Here is a 16,590-nt window from a genome sequence, read left to right on the forward strand (position 1 = left end):
CGTTTATTCAATATCCTCGCTGGTGGCAGCGGTACGAACCCCGGCCGCAGCCATATCGGTGAAAAAAGTGTCGCTCAGGTGCTTAAAACCCGCAACCGGGCTCATGGCGTCGGTGAGAAGGACCACCCGGGGTGCCAGGTCGGGCCGGGCGGAGACCAGGTCCCGGACGCTGTCGGCCACGCAGTGGGAAGAGGCTTCCCCTGCCACATAGATCTCATCAAACCCGGACAGGTCATCTAAAAGCGACCGGTGGAACACGGAGGCAGGGTCGCCTTCCCGTTCGACCTTGGGCCGGAAGATGGAGAAGTGCTCCGTGTATCGTGAGGCACCCTTGGGGAGCATCACCAGGTCGGTGTGTCGGTTGGCCCATCTGCTCAAGATGGTGTCCAGTGGGTGGTACACCCCATGGCCCCAGGTTCCCAACAGGCAGTGGGGAGGCCAGATCACATGGGTGTCGCAGGCCTCCATATAGGTCTGGCTCCACCCCTGGTCCTCGGCATTTGCCGCTTTCCATTCACCGTTTTTCACCGCGTCGGCGGTGATGACGGTGAAGGGGGCCGGTGGGTTGCCGGATCGGTCCTGCCACCATGCGGGGTGGGCGATGTGCATGCGATTATGGGAATCCAGGGTTACCACCACGCGGGAGAAAGCGTCGCCGTTCATTTCGATAAAATCGGTAAGGCGCTCCATGTCCCGGCTCGCACCTTCCACGAACAGCTCCCCGGTGGGGTCGCAAAACGAGTTCTGGGGATCGATGATCAACAGGATACGTTTCATGTCTCTTCTCCTCATGCCGTTTGTTTAAAAGGGCCCACCGCGGCTTGTGTCAACTCTTGCCGAACACCCGCTTCATGTAGGCCAGGTAGCCCTTGTCGTCGCACATCTGTTTGCCCGGAGAGTCGGAGAGCTTGGCCACGGGGGTGTCCTGGCAGCGGGTCATCTTGATGACGATTTGAAGGGGCTCCCCCACCACGTCGTTGGTGAGGTTGGTGCCGATGCCGAAGTAGGTGATAAGGCGGTCCTTGAAGTGGCGGGCGATCTGGATGGCCCGGGGAAAGGTGAGGCCGTCGCTGAAGACCCCCACCTTGGAGGACGCGTCGATGCGCAGGCCCTGGTAGTGGGTGATGAGGTCCTCACCCCAGGCGATGGGGTCCCCGCTGTCGTGGCGGCACCCGTCGAAGAGCTTGGCAAAGTACATGTCGAAATCTTTGAGAAAGGCCTTGAACCCGGCCACGTCGGAGAGGGCGATGCCCAGGTCTCCGCGATACTCCTGGGCCCAGTGTTCCAGGGCAAATTTCTGGCTGTCCACAAGCCGGGGCCCCAGAGCCTGGCAGGCCATGAGCCACTCGTGGGCCATGGTGCCCACGGGGGTGAGGTCGTACTTCCAGGCGAAATAGACGTTGCTGGTGCCCATGAAGTTGTCCGGGAGGGCGTCTTTCAGGGTCTTGATGATGGTTTCATGCCAGTCCCGGGAGTAGCGGCGGCGCGTGCCGAAGTCGGAGAACTTCAGGGGCAGGCCCTTGCTGTTTTCCGACTGAACGAGATCGATCTTTTCTTCCAGCCTGGAGAGACCCTCGGCCAGGTCGGCGTCGGGGTGGTTGTGGCGGAAGTAGAGCTCGTTGATGATGGCAAGGACCGGCACCTCGTACAAGATGGTGTGGAGCCAGGGCCCCTTGATCCTCAGCACATAATCGTCTCCTTCCATTTCCGATGTGATGAATTCGCGGTTGAGCTGGAACAGGCGAAGGAATTCGATGAAATCACGCTTGATAAAGCGCAGGCTCTGGAGGAAGTCCAGCTCGTCCTTTTCAAATCGCAGACAGCAAAGGTGGTCCAGTTCTCGGTCTATTCCGTCGATGACGGGGGCAAAGTCGATGCCCAGGTTGCGGCAGCGGAACTCATACTCCACCTCCGCCCAGGGAAACTGATGAAGAACGCCCTGCATCATGGTGAGTTTGTACAGGTCGGTGTCCAGCAATGATTGAATAATCGGGGTTGTCAACGGATGGATCTCCACATGTTGTGGCGCCGAAAAAGGCGGCAAGCTCTCAAGGGGGGCCCTGTGGGGTCTCCCGGAGTCAAACTCCGCAGCGCGCTGCGGAAGGGCGAATGCATCGAGCCCGGATGGCCGTTTTGCAGCCGTTTCAACCGGGTTGATGGTTGTTGGGTATCATCCGGGCGTTAGCCAAAGGTATACCCACTGCATCAAATGTCAAGCCGAATTTATGTCGTTACTACCAAAACTATAACCACCGGTTGGTAAGGGTGCAATTTCAATGGCTGAAGGTGGTCATCCGTGACATGGTGGGCCTTCGGTCTCCGGCAGAGGGACGGCCGGAAAATGAGGGTGTGAGGTGGTCTCATTTTACTTGCGTACAGGTTTGCCCGGACCTGCCGGGCCTTTTGTGTGGATCGGCCCCAAATCCCGCTCTCTTCCACTTCTTAGGACTAAACATTTACTGCCATTTCATCCGGATAACGCCCTATGGAAACAAATTCCAGCCATGCAAAAAAGGGAGGAGTGTTAAAATCACTCCCCCCCCCCTTGCCCGGATATTTCACGAGCCAAGGTCACCCATATTCAAGGCCTCTGAACTCAGGGCAACGCATTTGGTTTATGCCTCCGGCAGCCCCGCTGCGGTCCAACTATTTAAAACGTTTGCCAAACAGGTTTGACGAATGACCAGACCCGGCTTAAAGCGACCCGCCGGAGGCAACGGCCTGCGTCAGAGCCGCAGGTGGCTCGGCATGACCGGAGGTCAGCTTCGGATTTAGAAATCGATGGCTGTTCCGTCGTAACACGCCTGGTAGATGGCCCTGATCTCCTCAAAGGTCGGTTTTCTCGGGTTGAAGAGGGTGCAGGGATCCTTGAGGGCATGTTCGGTCATGGCATCCAGTTTTGCGTTCCACTGCTCCTCATCAATGCCGCACGCCTTAAAGGAATCGGCCACGCCGACGGATGCGGTCAATCCGGCGACCTCCCGGGCAAACTCTTCGGCCGTGGTTTTTCCGAACAGTGCTGCCAGGTCCCCGTACTTCCCGGTGACCTTGGCGTTGAAGCGGATGACGTTGGGCATGAGGATGGCATTGCCGCAACCGTGGGCAATCCCGAAGGTGCCGCCCACCTGATGGGACATGGCATGGACAATGCCCAGCCATACATTGGTAAATGCCATGCCTGCCATGCAGGAGGCATCGTGCATGGCCTGGCGGGTCTCCAGTTCATCAGGTTCTGCCACGGCCCTGGGAAGATTCTTGAACACCAGGTCGATGGATCCCTTTGCAAGGGCGTCGTTGTAGCGGTCCGCAATGTTGGAGACGTACGCTTCTACGCCATGGCTCAGGGCATCGAGGCCGGTATTGGCGGTGACGTGTCCGGGCATGCTGGCGCAGAGCTCACCATCGATGATGGCCACATCAGGGGTCAGTTCGTGGGAAACAATGGGGTACTTTGTCCCTTTTTCCCTGTCGGTGATAACAGAAAGACCCGTGATTTCGGTGCCCGTGCCGCTTGTGGAGGGGATGGCAACGAAGATGGCTTTGTTGCGCATGGTTTTGACCGCAAAGGGAGCCGCCAGCTCTTCAAGGGTGGATTCGGGGTACTCATAAAAGACCCACATGGCTTTGGCGGCATCGATGGCAGAGCATCCTCCCAGGCCGATGACGACGTCGGGCTGTTCTTGGGCAAAGAACTTTGCGCCTTTCATGACGGTATCAATGGACGGATCGGCTTCCACTCCGGAAAAAACAGCCGATTGAATACCGGCTTCCGAAAGAAAATTTTGGGTTTTTTCCAGCACGCCGTTTTTCTTAACGGAGCTGCCTCCGATGACGATGACGGCTTTGGTGCCTTCGATGGTTTTCAGGTTTTCAAGGGAGCCCAGGCCGTGGAAGATATTTTTGGGGACAATAAAAGTGGTCATGTTTTTTCCTTCATTGAAAGGGTGTCTCTGGTTGCTTGACGGGCACTCTTTTGCCCGGCGAGATGCACTAAACCTTTTTAAGGATTTCCTGTAAAGTAGGCACTTTTTCGTGTTTCAGTATGCTTTTGGAGACGTGGTTCCCAAAAGGGAACTATCTTTCGGTTTGGTTCAATTTCGTGTTATGGCACGGGATACCTGTGGGGCAATGGCATAGGCCAGGGGCCTTTGCCGCCCGGCGGGGCGATGAGATGATGACAGGAAAAATGTGGTACGATAGATCATACCGAAGAAACGGAAGGCAGGAGGCGCATCATGCCGGAGGACAGGACCCATAAAGTGAGTTGCAGTTCTTATGTCAATGAGGTGGAGGTGGCCTTTGAGCTTCTCTCCGGAAAGTGGGTCCCGCTGATTGTCTGGACCCTGGCAACCGAAGGGACCAAACGGTTCGGAGAACTCAGGAAGATCATGCCGTCGGCAACCCAGAAGATGCTGACCCAGCAGCTGAGGGCCTTGGAGAAAAACGGGCTCGTCAGCAGGAAGATATACCCGGAGGTTCCGCCCGTGGTGGAATACTCCCTCACCGATATCGGCCGGAAGCTCAGCCCCATTTTAAAGGACCTCAATGCGTGGTCCAGGGAGTACCTTGACCACCGGGACGGCAGGGGGAAATAGAGCGTCTTTTTTCCCTCGAAAAGGGGATCCGGCACAATAAAAATAAAGCCCGTTGTCCGCAGGAATCGGATGGCGGGCTTTTTTTAGTCTGTGATCACAAGGTACTCCGGGATGGATCGATCCGAGGAAAAGGCGGGGAGGGCGTCGTCATGGCTTGGGGGCCGGATGGTGATGATGATCATGGATGCCGAAGGGTCGTAAAGGGCAAGGTGCTCGGGGATGCCCAGGCCGCCCTCGCAATGGAAGATGCCGGAGATGTGCATGACAAGGGCTCCGGGGTATTGATGTCGGGCCTCGGCAATGGACCAGGCCATGGTGGCATCCCAGAGGGCCTGGGCATCGGTGTTGATGGTGGAAGGGGGCGAGCCCGGGGCCTTGGTGCCGTGGGGGTTGTCTTTTTGCGACGCGTGAAGAATGTGCCGTTCAAGGGCCTCCAGTTTGGCGCGGTAGGCTGGTGACGCTCCTTCATAGGGCAGGGGCGCGATCCAGGCTTTGGCTTCGGGGCTGAGCTGACCCAGGGCTTCTCTGCCCTTGCGGGCCACCAGGTTCACGTAGCGCCTCGGGGCGTTGGCCGCAATGACAGGAGCCCCCCTCTCTTTAGCCAGGTTGAGGGTCCTGCGGTAGGCGTGGGTGTAGTTGCCCCAGGGACGGGAGGCGGCCATGAAGTGCATCTCGGTGATGAGCCCCGAGAGGTATTCGTCGGTGACGCCCTGGAGGTCCCGGGCCAGCATCTCAAAGGAGAGGACGACCCCGGTGGAGGGCTCTTCAGCGCTTCGTTTTTCAAGGAGTTCTTTGAAGAGGGCGTATTCCAGGTGATGGGCCGAGGGGTTGTCGTGGGTTTCACCCACCAGCACCACATCGGCCCGGGCCGATGCGGTGAGAAGGGCGTCTCGGCTGATCCGGGTGCCGTCCGGGGCAATGATTGTATAGCGGGGCGGTTCCATGGCGGCGCGACCGGTGCCCAGGCATCCGGCGGCAAACAGGAGGGTTCCCAGAAAAAGGCCCAGGGTGCTTAAGGCTCGGTTCATGGCTGAACTCCCGTGGGGTGGCGGGCCCCCGGCACAAGGGGAGCCCGCGTGGGCATCGGCGGGTCAGAAGTTGCGGTGGATGCGGATGTTTCCGCTTTCGATGCGGCGGTTAAAGGCGTCCCTGGCCCAGGCCTTGATGCGGGCCCTGGAGGCGGGGATCAGAAGGAGAATCCCGGCGACGTCGGTGAGAAGGCCCGGGGTGACCAGGACGATCCCTGCAATGAGGATCATCAGGGCGTCAATGAGCTCTTCCGTGGGCATGATCCCCTGGTCCATGCACTCCCGGATCTTGATGACGGTCTGGAGACCCTGGATCTTGGCAAGAGATGCCCCGGCAATGCCGGTGCCGATGACCAGGGCAAGGGCGGCAAAGGCCCCCATGAACGAGCCGATCTTAATGAGGAGCCACAGCTCGATGACGGGGACCAGGGTAAACAAAAGAAAAAGACGTAACACCATGGGGACAGTCTCCATATGAATCCGTGAAAGTAACCCGCAGTTGTGCGGTTTCACCACAAGATGGGACCGATCCCGTAAATGTCAAGCAAGGGAGGGGATGTGTGGACGTGGTCACAGGATACAGGGGGAAAGGCCAAAGGCGCCTTCTATGGTGAACGTGGGTGGAAAAAGCAGGCCTCCGGCAGGTTCGCCGGAGGCCGTTTTTGAACCGTGCTATCGTTTGCTGCGGGGGTGCTTCTTGATGGATTTCAGGAAGCGGTCCACGCGGGTCTTGACGATGGGGAAATCCTCCCCGCGGTCGTCGATGCAGTCTCCGTCGATGGTGAGGATGGGGATGCCCGCTTTTTTGAACATCTCGTTTTCCATGATGGAGCCTCCGTGGAAGTGCCTGCACGACTTCGGGTAGTAGGCGATAATGCCTTCGGTGTCCTCGGGGATCTCGTCGATGGCGATGCCCGTTCTGGCCGTCACCGAGGAAAAGGCCGGGTGCAGCACCGTGCGCCGGGCAATGGACCGGATGGGGTCCGCCGGGTCCAGGGGCTCCCAGAATGCGTAGTTCACCTGGGAGGCGGAGATGTCGATGCGCTCGTCCAGGTAGGTCATGAGAGGCGTCTTGAAGTAGGGACGCAGGTGGAACCAGGCGATGCGGGGACGGCTGTCGTCTTCACCCGCTGCCGTGCTTCCTTTGTACTCTTTGCAGCGGGACTTGTAGACGTCCACGATGCGCTCGGTGCCCCAGGTCTGCATGAGGTTGGCCGCGTAGTCCAGCTCCCGCACCCCTTTCTTTGCCGCGGTACGCTGCTGGAGCACCACGTCGTTGCCTTCGTTGAGCCAGGTTCGGGCTTCGTTGGTCCAGCGGATGACCTGGCGCAGGGTCTCGTCTTCCAGGGTGAGACCCGTGTGCTCGGTGACAAAGGCCACCATCTCCAGGAGCTGCTCGTAGACGTAGTCCACACCCTCTTCCACCCGCTTGATATCCTTTTCGTCCGTGCTTGCGGCCAGGTCGTAGAGGCCGTAGGGGATGTCCAGGATAAACTCCGGGCGCTTGTACTTGTGGGCAGCCAGTTCGGCGTACTTGGCCGATGGGTCGCACAGGTGGGTGGAGGTGATGAGCACATCCGGGGTGGGGAAAATATCTTCGATGACGCCCCCTGCCACGGTTTTCATAAAGGAGCACAGGTCCCCGGAAAAGTTGTGGGCCTCGGCGGTCTCGATGCGCTCCCGGGCCGCACCGGTCATGGCGAGCTGGGAGGCCACCATCTCCGTGGTAAAGGGGAGCAGGCCCATGGCGTACATGATCTCCGTGGGCACAAAGAGGCTTCGCCAGGCCACGTTGTGGTAGGCAAACTCCCCGTTGGTGTTGAGGTTGTAGGCGTTGAAAAACTGCTCGGTGTTGAGGTACCCCCGCTTTGCCGAGGGGGAGAGGGTGTCAAAGGCCTTGGGAAAGGCCATCTTGACGGCATCTCCGGGCTCGATTCCCTCCAGGCCGTTGACGCGGAGCAGGTTCTTTACCTGGACTTTTCGCTGCTCCGTGTTCTCTTGTATCATCTCCGCTCGGTTCATCGGTTTCTCTTTCGTCGTTTTTTGAGTCTCTTGATAAATGACTGCACCTCACGCTCGTTGATCTCGGAGCTGATGTCGCCTTCGAGGACCTTCATGGGCACGCCCACGGGGATGTCGTTTTTCAAAAGGGCCCACTGCATCTGCATGTTGGCGCAGAATTTCATGGAGTAGTAGAGGACCCCGTCCACCCGGTATTCGGTGATGAGGCGCTGGATCTCCTCGATGGCCTCCCGGGACTTGTCCCCGAGCATGCGGGGGCAGGGCGTGCCGGAAAGGTAGAGGCTGGCCAGCTCTTTGTACGGGTCGTCCGACGGGGTCGCCTCGCCGGTAAAGGCCCTGAGGCCGGTGCACATGTGCTCCACCACGGAGACGCCGCCGGTGGCCTCGATGGTTTTAATAAGGGAGCCGTTGCCCGGGCCGCCGATGACCATGATGCGCGGGGCGTCCTTGTCTCCGGTCTGGCCTTTTTTTTCAGAGATGAAGGCTTCAAGGCGGCTGTTGAGCTCTTCCCTGGGCATGTCCCAGGAGTCGGTGATGAGGGCTTCCACTTCGCGTCCGGTGACGGCTGTGGCCTCCTCTTTTCTCAAGGCGTCCACCTCGCGGAACAGGGTCCGCGTTTTGTTGAAGAGGGCCATGGAGGCCCGCAGGGCCTCGTCGGTGATGGGGCCGGCGTGGGCCTCCACATCCTCTTTCATGCGCCGCAGGCCCCCTGCAAAAAAGGAGACGCTGGCATTGGTGACCACCTTGGGAACGTCCAGAAGGTGGAGCATGGCAGGTTTGATCTCGTCCTGGCGGTAGAGCCAGCCGTCGGCCAGGCGTCGCATGCACTCGCAGGAGTGGGCGATGACCACGCCGGAGAGGGCGTCGTAGGCCCCGGTGAGGGCGCCTCCCATGGAAGAGCGGACGTAGGAGCAGATGGAGTCTCCCAGGACCACGTCTTCATGCTCGGCCCCGGAATCGGATTTGATGCCCACGGGAAGGGCACCTGCCGCGTGGAGAATCTCCAGGGGGGTGTATGTGCAGAACCATCCTATCTTTTTCACTGGGCCGACCTTTCGGCCGAGGAGGCCATGGGAGTGGCTGCGTAGGCGTCGCAGGCATAAAGGGTCTGGACCACCTCTTCGCCCCTGGAAAGATGAACCAGGTCGCAGAGCATGGTCTTGTTGCAGCCAAGCTCCTGGGCACGGGTGCACTCGGTGAATTCGGAGGTGATTCCCTGGATGGTTTCAATGCCTCGGAAAGATCCGCGCTCTTCCACTTCGTCCCGGGCAAACAGGGCCATGCCGATGGCGCCCATCACCTTGTGATGCATGGGGACGTAGAGTTCGACCTTTTCGCCCCGGGCTTCGCTCAGGAGGTCCTCCAGGGATTTTTTGACGCCGATGTTGGAGGCCACGCCTCCCTGGAAGGCGATGGGGGTCTTGAGGTGCTTTTTGTTGATGCCGAGGGTTGCGTAGAAGTTCATGGCCAGGGAGCGGTGGAGCCCTGCGATGATGTTCTCCTTGGTGTTGCCCTTGGCCTGCTCGGCGATGAGGTCGCGGCCCACAAAGACCGTGCACATGCTGGAGAAGCTGTAGGGCTTTTTGGCCTTGAGGCCCGTCTCCCCGAATTTTTCGATGGGAATGCCCAGCCGGTCGGCCTGGGCGTCGAGGAAGGAGCCGGTACCCGCCCCGCATTTTTTGTTCATGCCTGCTTCATCGAGCTCGCCGTCTTCAATGTACATCACCTTGGAGTCCTGGCCGCCGATATCGAAGATGACCTGGGTGTCGGGCAGGAGGTGGAGGGTGGCTTCGGCGTGGGCGTCCAGCTCGGTCTCATAAACGTCGGCCCCCAGAAGGGCCGAGGAGATCTCGTGGCCGCTGCCGGTGACCCCGGAGCCCAGGATGTCGATGTTGGCGGGGAGCTTTGCCGACAGCCGGGAGAACGCTTTTTTGATGTTGTTGATGACGTCCCCTTCGGTGAGGGTGTAGTCGGTTTCAAAAACCACGCCCGCTTCATCCACAAAGGCGATGTTGATGGAGATGGAACCGGCGTCCAGGCCGATGAATCCCTTGACGGTGTCGTTCCAGGTGCCGGAGACCAGGGGAAAGGCCAGGACCCTGGTTTTTTCGCAGATGTATTTGTAGGCAGGTTTTTTAAGCCCCTTGATGAGCTCGTCGATTTTCTGGAACGGGGAGGCAGGGGCCGGGTCGGCTGCTTCGGCCTTGATCCAGAGGTCGGAGACGGTGGTGCTGATCTCCACACGGGAGCCGTCTTCACAGGTAAACGAGGCCGCCTCTTCCCCTTCGATGGCGTGGTGGCGCGCATCCTTTTTCAGGGTGTCGATGACCGGGGCCACGGATTCCCAGGCCTCCTGAACGCGGTCTTTGGCCTTCTGGAGAAAGAGGTAGGGGATCCTGTAGAAAATCTGTCCCGGGGTCCGGGGCAGGGAAGCAAAGCCTGCGCCCGTATGTTCTGAGAGTGTGCCGTTAGGTGTCATGCAGTGTCTCTTTTGTTGGTGTGGGTATATGTTTTTGGTTGTGAACCGGAGTTTATGCTGGAAACGACGTTCGGATTGTGATCGCCGCATAAGACCAACCCAGGTCTCCCGTGGTGCTGCCTTAGCCGACGTCATGGGTGATATGTGATGATATCATCATGTTTTCAAGGCGTTGCCCATTTGTGGGAAAATGTTTGTGGTATCGAAAGAGGATTACCATAAGATCCTTCATTCGACAAGGGTGGAATGAAAAAGGGAGGGCCAGGGTGGGTGGTGTTTTGAAACCTGTTGAAAAGATGATGAAAACCTTCGTCGGTTGAAAACGTCTGCCGGGGGTGTATGATGAGGGCATGGGAGCTGGGGCCGGTGTTGTACTGGGCTGGGTGCGGGACTTGTTTTCTGCGGCAAGGCCTTGAGGTCCAAGGGCATCTCCTGTACAAAAGGTTCCACCCAATGAAAGTGAACTGTTACGATGACGTACTACCCCCTGTTTTAAAATCCGTCATTGCCCGTAAGCCGTCCTGAAAGGGCGGCACCTAAGAAAGGAATAGTCATGGCACAACGTAAAATCACCGTGATCCCCGGAGACGGGATCGGTCCCGATATTATTGATTCGGCCCTTCAGATCCTGGACAAGGCCGGATGCGATTTTGAGTATGAGTTTGCAGACGCGGGGCTTGCAGCCCTGGAGAAGCACGGCGAACTTCTGCCCCAGCGCACCCTGGACCTCATTGAAAAGAACGGGGTGACCCTCAAAGGGCCTCTGACAACCCCCATCGGTAAGGGGTTCACCTCCATCAACGTCACCCTGCGCAAGCAGTTCAACCTCTACGCCAACCTGCGCCCGGTGATATCCTTTAAAGGGACCCAGGCCCGCTACGAGAACATCGATATCATCACCGTGCGTGAGAACACCCAGGGCATGTATTCCGGGCTGGGCCAGACCGTGTCGGAAGACGGGTGCACGGCAGAGGCCATGAGCCTGGTCACCCGTGAGGGTGCCGAGCGTATTGTCCGGTTTGCCTATGAGCTGGCTCGAAAAGAGAAACGGAAAAAAGTCACCATCGTCCACAAGGCCAACATCCTGAAATCCACCTCCGGGCTGTTCCTGGACGTGGCACGGGAGATCAGCGCCGGGTACCCCGATATCGAGACCGCCGAGATGATCGTGGACGCCACCTGCATGAAACTGGTCATGAACCCGGAAGAGTTTGACGTCATCGTCACCACCAACCTGTTCGGGGACATCATCTCCGATTTGTGTGCCGGCCTCGTCGGCGGGCTGGGCATGGCTCCCGGGGCCAACATCGGTGACAACGCCGCCCTGTTTGAAGCCGTTCACGGCAGTGCTCCGGACATTGCGGGCAAGAACCTGGCCAACCCCACCTCCGTGATCCTTGCCTCCATCCAGATGCTGGAGTACCTCGACATGCAGGAGAAGGCCGAGGCCATTCGCCGGGCCGTCACCGCCGTCATCGAGGAAGGGGATCGCACCACCCGTGACCTGGGAGGGGCCCACGGTACCACGGACTTCACCCAGGCCGTCATGGACCGCCTCTGATCCGGGTGTTTCACCCGGGCAACAAGTCCCTGTAACAACGTTGATCATGCCTCCGGCGGTGCGCTTTTTGATAAAGGCGGCTTACCCTGCCGCCGGAGACATCCGTTTGATCCCCTTCAGGCGTCCGCCTTTTCCGCCGGTTTCCCGCCCTTAAAGTTAGGTATTTATCCTGCCTGATATTTTTTCCTTAATTTTATCTTCGCGTTTTTTACTTTGTGTTCTCTGTAAGCATTGACATACGGAGCTTATGGGGTATCATCAAAGGCAACAAGCCCATGGATGGTGTGTGTCGGAATCAAAAAGGTCGCAGTCAGTATTGTTGATAAAGTTCGGGCTGATGCAAAAGCAGAATGGACACCTGTCGTGGGATGGCATGGCGCCGTAAGCGGTTTTCCATGGCGTTTCTTTGCATGGCTGTTTTTTGACCGGGCTTCAATGGGTTTTGTCGGTGTGTTTGACTGGTATTTCAACGGTCTGGTCCGGGCATGCGCCGGACCGGAGCCCATGCAGAGAAAGGACATGCAGGATGATTTTGGACAGACTGAAGATTGGGACCAAAATACTGATTACGTTTTTGTTGGTCGGTATTGTGCCCCTTGCCGTCATCGGTTCCGTTTCCGTTTTGAAGTCGAGTGAATCCCTCTCGGAGCAATCCTTTGAAAAGTTGAAAATTGTCCAGGAGATTAAGAAAGCCCAGGTCCGGGAGTATTATGCCGGATGCCTGGGAGACATCTCCGTTTTGTCCAAAAACTACGCCCTGTCCGAGGCCCTGAACCGTTTTCCCATGCTGTTTGACGAAGAGGGCAACGTCAACATGGATGGCTACGACTTTTACGACACCCGGTACGGGGAGTCCATGAAGCTTGCCGTTCAGGAGTACGGGTACAACGACCTGCTGCTGATCCAGGCAAACGGCCGCATTGTCTACTCGGCCCGGAAGGCTCCGGATCTCGGCAAGTCCGTGCTGGAGGGGCCCCTGGCCGAGACCCATCTCGGACAGGTCTTCTCCCGGGGGCTCGAAGGGGTGGCCACCACGGACTTTATGCCGTATTCCCCGGCGGACAACCAGCCCATCGCCTTTATCCTTGCCCCCATTTCCGTTGTGGACAACATGACCCAGGAGACACAGGTCACAGGGCTTGTGGCCCTGAAGCTGGACAACGGCCAGCTCAACAGCATCGCCACAAGACGTGAGGGCATGGGGGAGACCGGGGAATCCTTTCTCGTGGCCCGCACAGGGGAGGGGGCGGTGTTCCGAACAGACACCCGGACAGGCAAAGCCGGTGAGCAGGCCTTTTTCGCCTGTCTGGACGACGCGTCTGCCCAGGAGAGCGGGGCAGGGACCTATACCTACAAAGGGGAGCAGCAGCTGGTCTCCTTTGGAAAGCTGGGCATCGACGGCCTGGACTGGATCATGATCTCCAAGATTGACGGGCATGAGGCCTTTGCCTCCGTTCGCCAGCTCAAGACCCTCATCGGTGTCGTGGTGTTGTTCGGCGTCGCCGCCATCGTTTGTGTGGGTTTTTTGATCGCCCGTTCCATCACGCGGCCCATCAACGATATTGCCGCAGGCATGAAGGATATTGCCGATGGCGAAGGGGACCTGACGGTGCGCCTTAACGTCAAGGGTCGGGACGAACTGGCCGAGCTTTCCCACTGGTTCAACACCTTTATCAACAAGGTGCAGGAGATCATCCGGCTGGTGTCTGAAAGCGCGGAAAAACTCAACGGCTCATCCACCGAGCTGGCCCAGATTTCCCATGTGATGAGCGAGGGGGCCGATGAGGTCTCCTCCAAGTCGGGCACGGCGTCGGCCTCCTCCGAGGAGATGAGCGCCACCATGCAGTCCATTGCCGCCGCCACCGAACAGGCCTCCGCCAACATGAGCATGGTGGCTTCTGCGGCCGAGGAGATGACGGTGACCATCTCGGAGATCTCCCAGCACTCCGATACCTCCCACACCATCACCCGGGAGGCGGTGAACCAGGCAGGGAGCGCCGCCGCAAAAATGGATACCCTGGGCACGGCTGCCCAGGAGATCAGCCATGTCACCGAAGTGATCACCGAGATCTCCGAGAAGATCAATCTTCTTTCTCTTAACGCGACCATCGAAGCGGCCCGGGCCGGGGAAGCCGGGCGCGGGTTTGCCGTGGTGGCCAACGAGATCAAGGACCTGGCAGGCCAGACCGCCGGGGCAACCCAGGAGATCCGCAGCCACATCGAAGGGATCCAGAACTCAACGGCTGAGACCGCAGGAGAGATCGGGCAGATCACCCAGGTCATCGACAAGGTCAACGGCATTGTCACCACCATCGCCGAAGCGGTCAAAGAGCAGGCCGTTACCACCCAGGAGATCGCCGGCAACGTGGCTCAGGCCTCCACGGGCATACAGGAGGTCAACGAAAACGTGGCCCAGAGTTCCCTGGTCTCCAACAGCATCGCCGACGAGATTTCCCAGATCAACCGGATCTCCGGAGAGACCTCGGCCAGCAGCACCCGGGTGAGCAACAGCGCCGAGGCCCTGTCGGGCCTGGCCACCGAGGTGTCCGAGCTGGTGGGGCGCTTCAGGGTGTAAGGGGCGTGGAACCGTGCTGAGATAAAAAAATCCCCGGGCAGGCAGGCTGCCCGGGAATTTTTTGTCTCGCGAGGGCCGCGTTTCGGGAGGAAGGGACGCGTGGCCTCGTGGCTTTGACCCGGGTATGTCCCGAGGTGTTCTGGTCTTGGAAAAAAGGGTTAATGCGTGTACTCGATGATCTGGACGTCCGGGCCGATTTTTTTGATGATGGCATCCCTCATGTTGGCGTAGTGGGGGCAGGGGTATCCGATGGGGTTCCCCTTGGAGATGCAGGAGGTAAAGACAATGGCCTCGGCGCCCCGGTCCACCATGATCTTGGCACGGGAGATGGCCCTCTTGCCGGGGCAGCCTCCGCAACTGACAAACCCGACAATATCGACGGGGCCTGTCTCCTCAAAGGCCAGCGTTCCCTGGGTGGCGGCCTTGAAATCCGTGGTGCCGGGGCACATGTCCTCTGTCTGCTGGCAACGAATGATTCCTACTTTTTTCATCTGCGTGATCTCTTTTAATTGATTGCGTGTGGTTGTTTCAGGCACCGGGGACGCGATATTCCCCTTCGGCATTGCGTTGCCGGGGGAGCATGTTTTAAGGAGCATGGCACCTCGAAACCTGATTTCAGACTGTCCCGGTAATTCGTATCATGAATACTAGTCGTCATCAAGAAAGATAAATGGTGTTCCCTGGCAGTGGGCAGCCCCCCGAAACCGCAGGATCGGGTGTTGCTATTTTTACGATTCGCATGTAAGTGGATGAACCGAAACGGCAAAACAGAGAATGGGCCAGGGCCTCGGCAACATATGCCGAACAGGGCTGGGGCGGGCAAAAACCGCTGCATGGAAGGGGCCATATATACACAGGTAGTGTACCTGTGGTGAACCCTCTGACGAGCCGAGAATTTCGTGGCTGTGGGAACCGTGTGTTCCGCAGGCACCATGACCCGAAGGAAAACGAATGAAATTCGATCAATATTATATATCCGACGACATCAAGAAGAACCTGGCCCAGCTCGGATTTAAGCGGCCCACGGACATCCAGTTCAAGGCGATCCCATCCATTCAGAAGGGAGAAGATGTTCTGGCCATTGCCCAGACAGGCACGGGAAAGACGGCCGCTTTTGCCATTCCCCTCATCGACAGGATCCAGCGGGGCAAGAGCAGCAAGCGCTCGTACGGTATCCGCTGTATCGTCATGGTGCCCACGCGGGAACTGGCCGCTCAGATCGGCGAGGTGTTCGACAGCCTCTCGCGCCACACCAAGGTCAAGACCTTTGCCCTGTACGGCGGGGTGGAGCAGGATGCCCAGATCAAGAAACTTCAGGACGGCATCGACGTGCTGGTGGCCACCCCCGGGCGCATGTTTGACCTTATCAGCCAGGGTTATATCCGGCTGAACCGCATCGACACCCTGGTGCTGGACGAGGCGGACCGGATGCTGGACTTGGGATTCATCGACGACATCCGTTTCGTCAAAAAGAAGATCACCCGAAAGCACCAGACCCTCTTTTTTTCGGCCACCATCAATGAAAAAATCAAGAAACTGGCCTTTTCCCAGGTAAAGAGCTCAGCCATCCGCATCCAGCTCTCCCCCGAGGACCCGGTCTCCAAAAACGTCTCCCATGCGGTGATGTTCGTGGAGATGGACGACAAGCGCTTTTTTCTGGAGCGCTATGTACGGGACAACCCCGAGAGCAAGCTGGTGGTGTTCGTGCGCACCCGGGTGCGGGCGGAGCGTGTGGCAAAGGCCATGGGGCGCGTGGGCATCGAGGCCGTCTCCATCCACGGGGAAAAAGAGCAGGCGCAGCGCCTTGAGGCCATGAAGGCTTTTAAGGAAGGGGCATGCCGGATGCTCATCGCCACGGATGTGAGCGCGCGTGGCATCGATATCCCGGACGTCACCGCCGTGATCAACTACGACCTGCCCGAGGTGGCGGAGAATTACGTCCACCGGGTGGGCCGGACCGGTCGCGGTGTGAACAAGGGCGTGGCCCTCTCCTTTTGCAGCAGGGAGGAGAAGGACCGCCTGGAAGAGATTCAGGAATTCATCGGTAAAGAGGTCGAGGTGCTCCACGTGGGAAAAACCGACTACGCCCGGACCCTGCATTTTTCCAATGAGCTGTCGGCAGAGGAGCTCATCGCAGAGAACGAAGCCTTTGAAAAGAGCCGAAAGAGAAAGAAGAAGCGCAGGTAGCGGTCTGCGCCGCCCGGGGCGGCACCGCAACGGTGCGCGCCCCTTGTTCCATGAAAAAGTAAAGAAATCGCAGTGGCGGGACGATATCATGGAAAGGCGTTTTGATGTAAACGGCGGTGCCCCGGTCGAGGCCGGGGAGCGAC

At 58.6% G+C, this 16,590-nt stretch carries 13 protein-coding genes; 4 read left to right on the top strand and 9 right to left on the bottom strand.

The window, feature by feature from the left end; translation table 11 throughout:
* Positions 1-3 precede the first annotated feature (3 nt).
* From MSL71_RS23260 to MSL71_RS23270, 3 genes are all read right to left on the bottom strand, one after another.
* A complete protein-coding gene (locus MSL71_RS23260; protein ID WP_180145797.1) occupies positions 4-777 on the bottom strand; it encodes a cysteine hydrolase family protein in 774 nt (257 codons plus the stop codon).
* Between the two features lie 49 nt (positions 778-826).
* The gene (pncB, locus tag MSL71_RS23265; RefSeq protein ID WP_246317890.1) at positions 827-2,002 is read right to left on the bottom strand and encodes a nicotinate phosphoribosyltransferase; all 1,176 of its coding nucleotides are present in this window, start codon (positions 2,000-2,002) and stop codon (positions 827-829) included.
* Between the two features lie 769 nt (positions 2,003-2,771).
* Complete coding sequence (locus MSL71_RS23270) at positions 2,772-3,923, bottom strand: iron-containing alcohol dehydrogenase (protein ID WP_180145800.1); 1,152 nt, start codon at positions 3,921-3,923, stop codon at positions 2,772-2,774.
* 312 nt (positions 3,924-4,235) lie between these two features.
* On the opposite strand from MSL71_RS23270, the gene MSL71_RS23275 reads away from it, so the two are divergent.
* Entirely contained in the window at positions 4,236-4,595 is a 360-nt protein-coding gene (locus MSL71_RS23275) for a winged helix-turn-helix transcriptional regulator (protein WP_180145803.1), read from the top strand.
* 83 nt (positions 4,596-4,678) lie between these two features.
* Here the strand turns inward: MSL71_RS23275 and MSL71_RS23280 are convergent, their stop codons facing one another.
* The 5 genes from MSL71_RS23280 to MSL71_RS23300 all read right to left on the bottom strand — a co-directional run bounded on the left by MSL71_RS23280 (position 4,679) and on the right by MSL71_RS23300 (position 10,124).
* Complete coding sequence (locus tag MSL71_RS23280) at positions 4,679-5,623, bottom strand: ChaN family lipoprotein (RefSeq protein ID WP_180145806.1); 945 nt, start codon at positions 5,621-5,623, stop codon at positions 4,679-4,681.
* Positions 5,624-5,686: 63 nt separating this feature from the next.
* On the bottom strand, positions 5,687-6,082 hold the full coding sequence (locus MSL71_RS23285; RefSeq protein WP_180145809.1) for an FxsA family protein: 396 nt from the start codon (positions 6,080-6,082) through the stop codon (positions 5,687-5,689).
* A 213-nt stretch (positions 6,083-6,295) separates the two neighbouring features.
* On the bottom strand, positions 6,296-7,645 hold the full coding sequence (locus MSL71_RS23290) for a 2-hydroxyacyl-CoA dehydratase subunit D (protein WP_180145812.1): 1,350 nt from the start codon (positions 7,643-7,645) through the stop codon (positions 6,296-6,298).
* Complete coding sequence (locus MSL71_RS23295; protein ID WP_180145815.1) at positions 7,642-8,688, bottom strand: 2-hydroxyacyl-CoA dehydratase subunit D; 1,047 nt, start codon at positions 8,686-8,688, stop codon at positions 7,642-7,644. Before MSL71_RS23295 ends, MSL71_RS23290 begins: the two co-directional genes overlap by 4 nt.
* On the bottom strand, positions 8,685-10,124 hold the full coding sequence (locus MSL71_RS23300; protein WP_180145818.1) for an acyl-CoA dehydratase activase: 1,440 nt from the start codon (positions 10,122-10,124) through the stop codon (positions 8,685-8,687). Before MSL71_RS23300 ends, MSL71_RS23295 begins: the two co-directional genes overlap by 4 nt.
* A 553-nt stretch (positions 10,125-10,677) precedes the next feature.
* Here MSL71_RS23300 and MSL71_RS23305 point away from each other — a divergent pair.
* On the top strand, positions 10,678-11,685 hold the full coding sequence (locus MSL71_RS23305; protein WP_180145821.1) for an isocitrate dehydrogenase: 1,008 nt from the start codon (positions 10,678-10,680) through the stop codon (positions 11,683-11,685).
* Positions 11,686-12,211: 526 nt separating this feature from the next.
* On the top strand, positions 12,212-14,260 hold the full coding sequence (locus tag MSL71_RS23310; RefSeq protein ID WP_180145823.1) for a methyl-accepting chemotaxis protein: 2,049 nt from the start codon (positions 12,212-12,214) through the stop codon (positions 14,258-14,260).
* Positions 14,261-14,418: 158 nt separating this feature from the next.
* On the opposite strand, the gene MSL71_RS23315 is transcribed toward MSL71_RS23310, so the two are convergent.
* Positions 14,419-14,751: a CGGC domain-containing protein gene (locus tag MSL71_RS23315; RefSeq protein WP_180145826.1), complete on the bottom strand. Its 333-nt coding sequence runs from the start codon at positions 14,749-14,751 to the stop codon at positions 14,419-14,421.
* 460 nt (positions 14,752-15,211) lie between these two features.
* Here MSL71_RS23315 and MSL71_RS23320 point away from each other — a divergent pair, with 460 nt between their 5' ends.
* The gene (locus tag MSL71_RS23320; RefSeq protein ID WP_180145829.1) at positions 15,212-16,447 is read left to right on the top strand and encodes a DEAD/DEAH box helicase; all 1,236 of its coding nucleotides are present in this window, start codon (positions 15,212-15,214) and stop codon (positions 16,445-16,447) included.
* Positions 16,448-16,590: the final 143 nt, after the last annotated feature.

Source organism: Desulfoluna butyratoxydans (assembly GCF_900699765.1).
Taxonomy (GTDB): domain Bacteria; phylum Desulfobacterota; class Desulfobacteria; order Desulfobacterales; family Desulfolunaceae; genus Desulfoluna; species Desulfoluna butyratoxydans.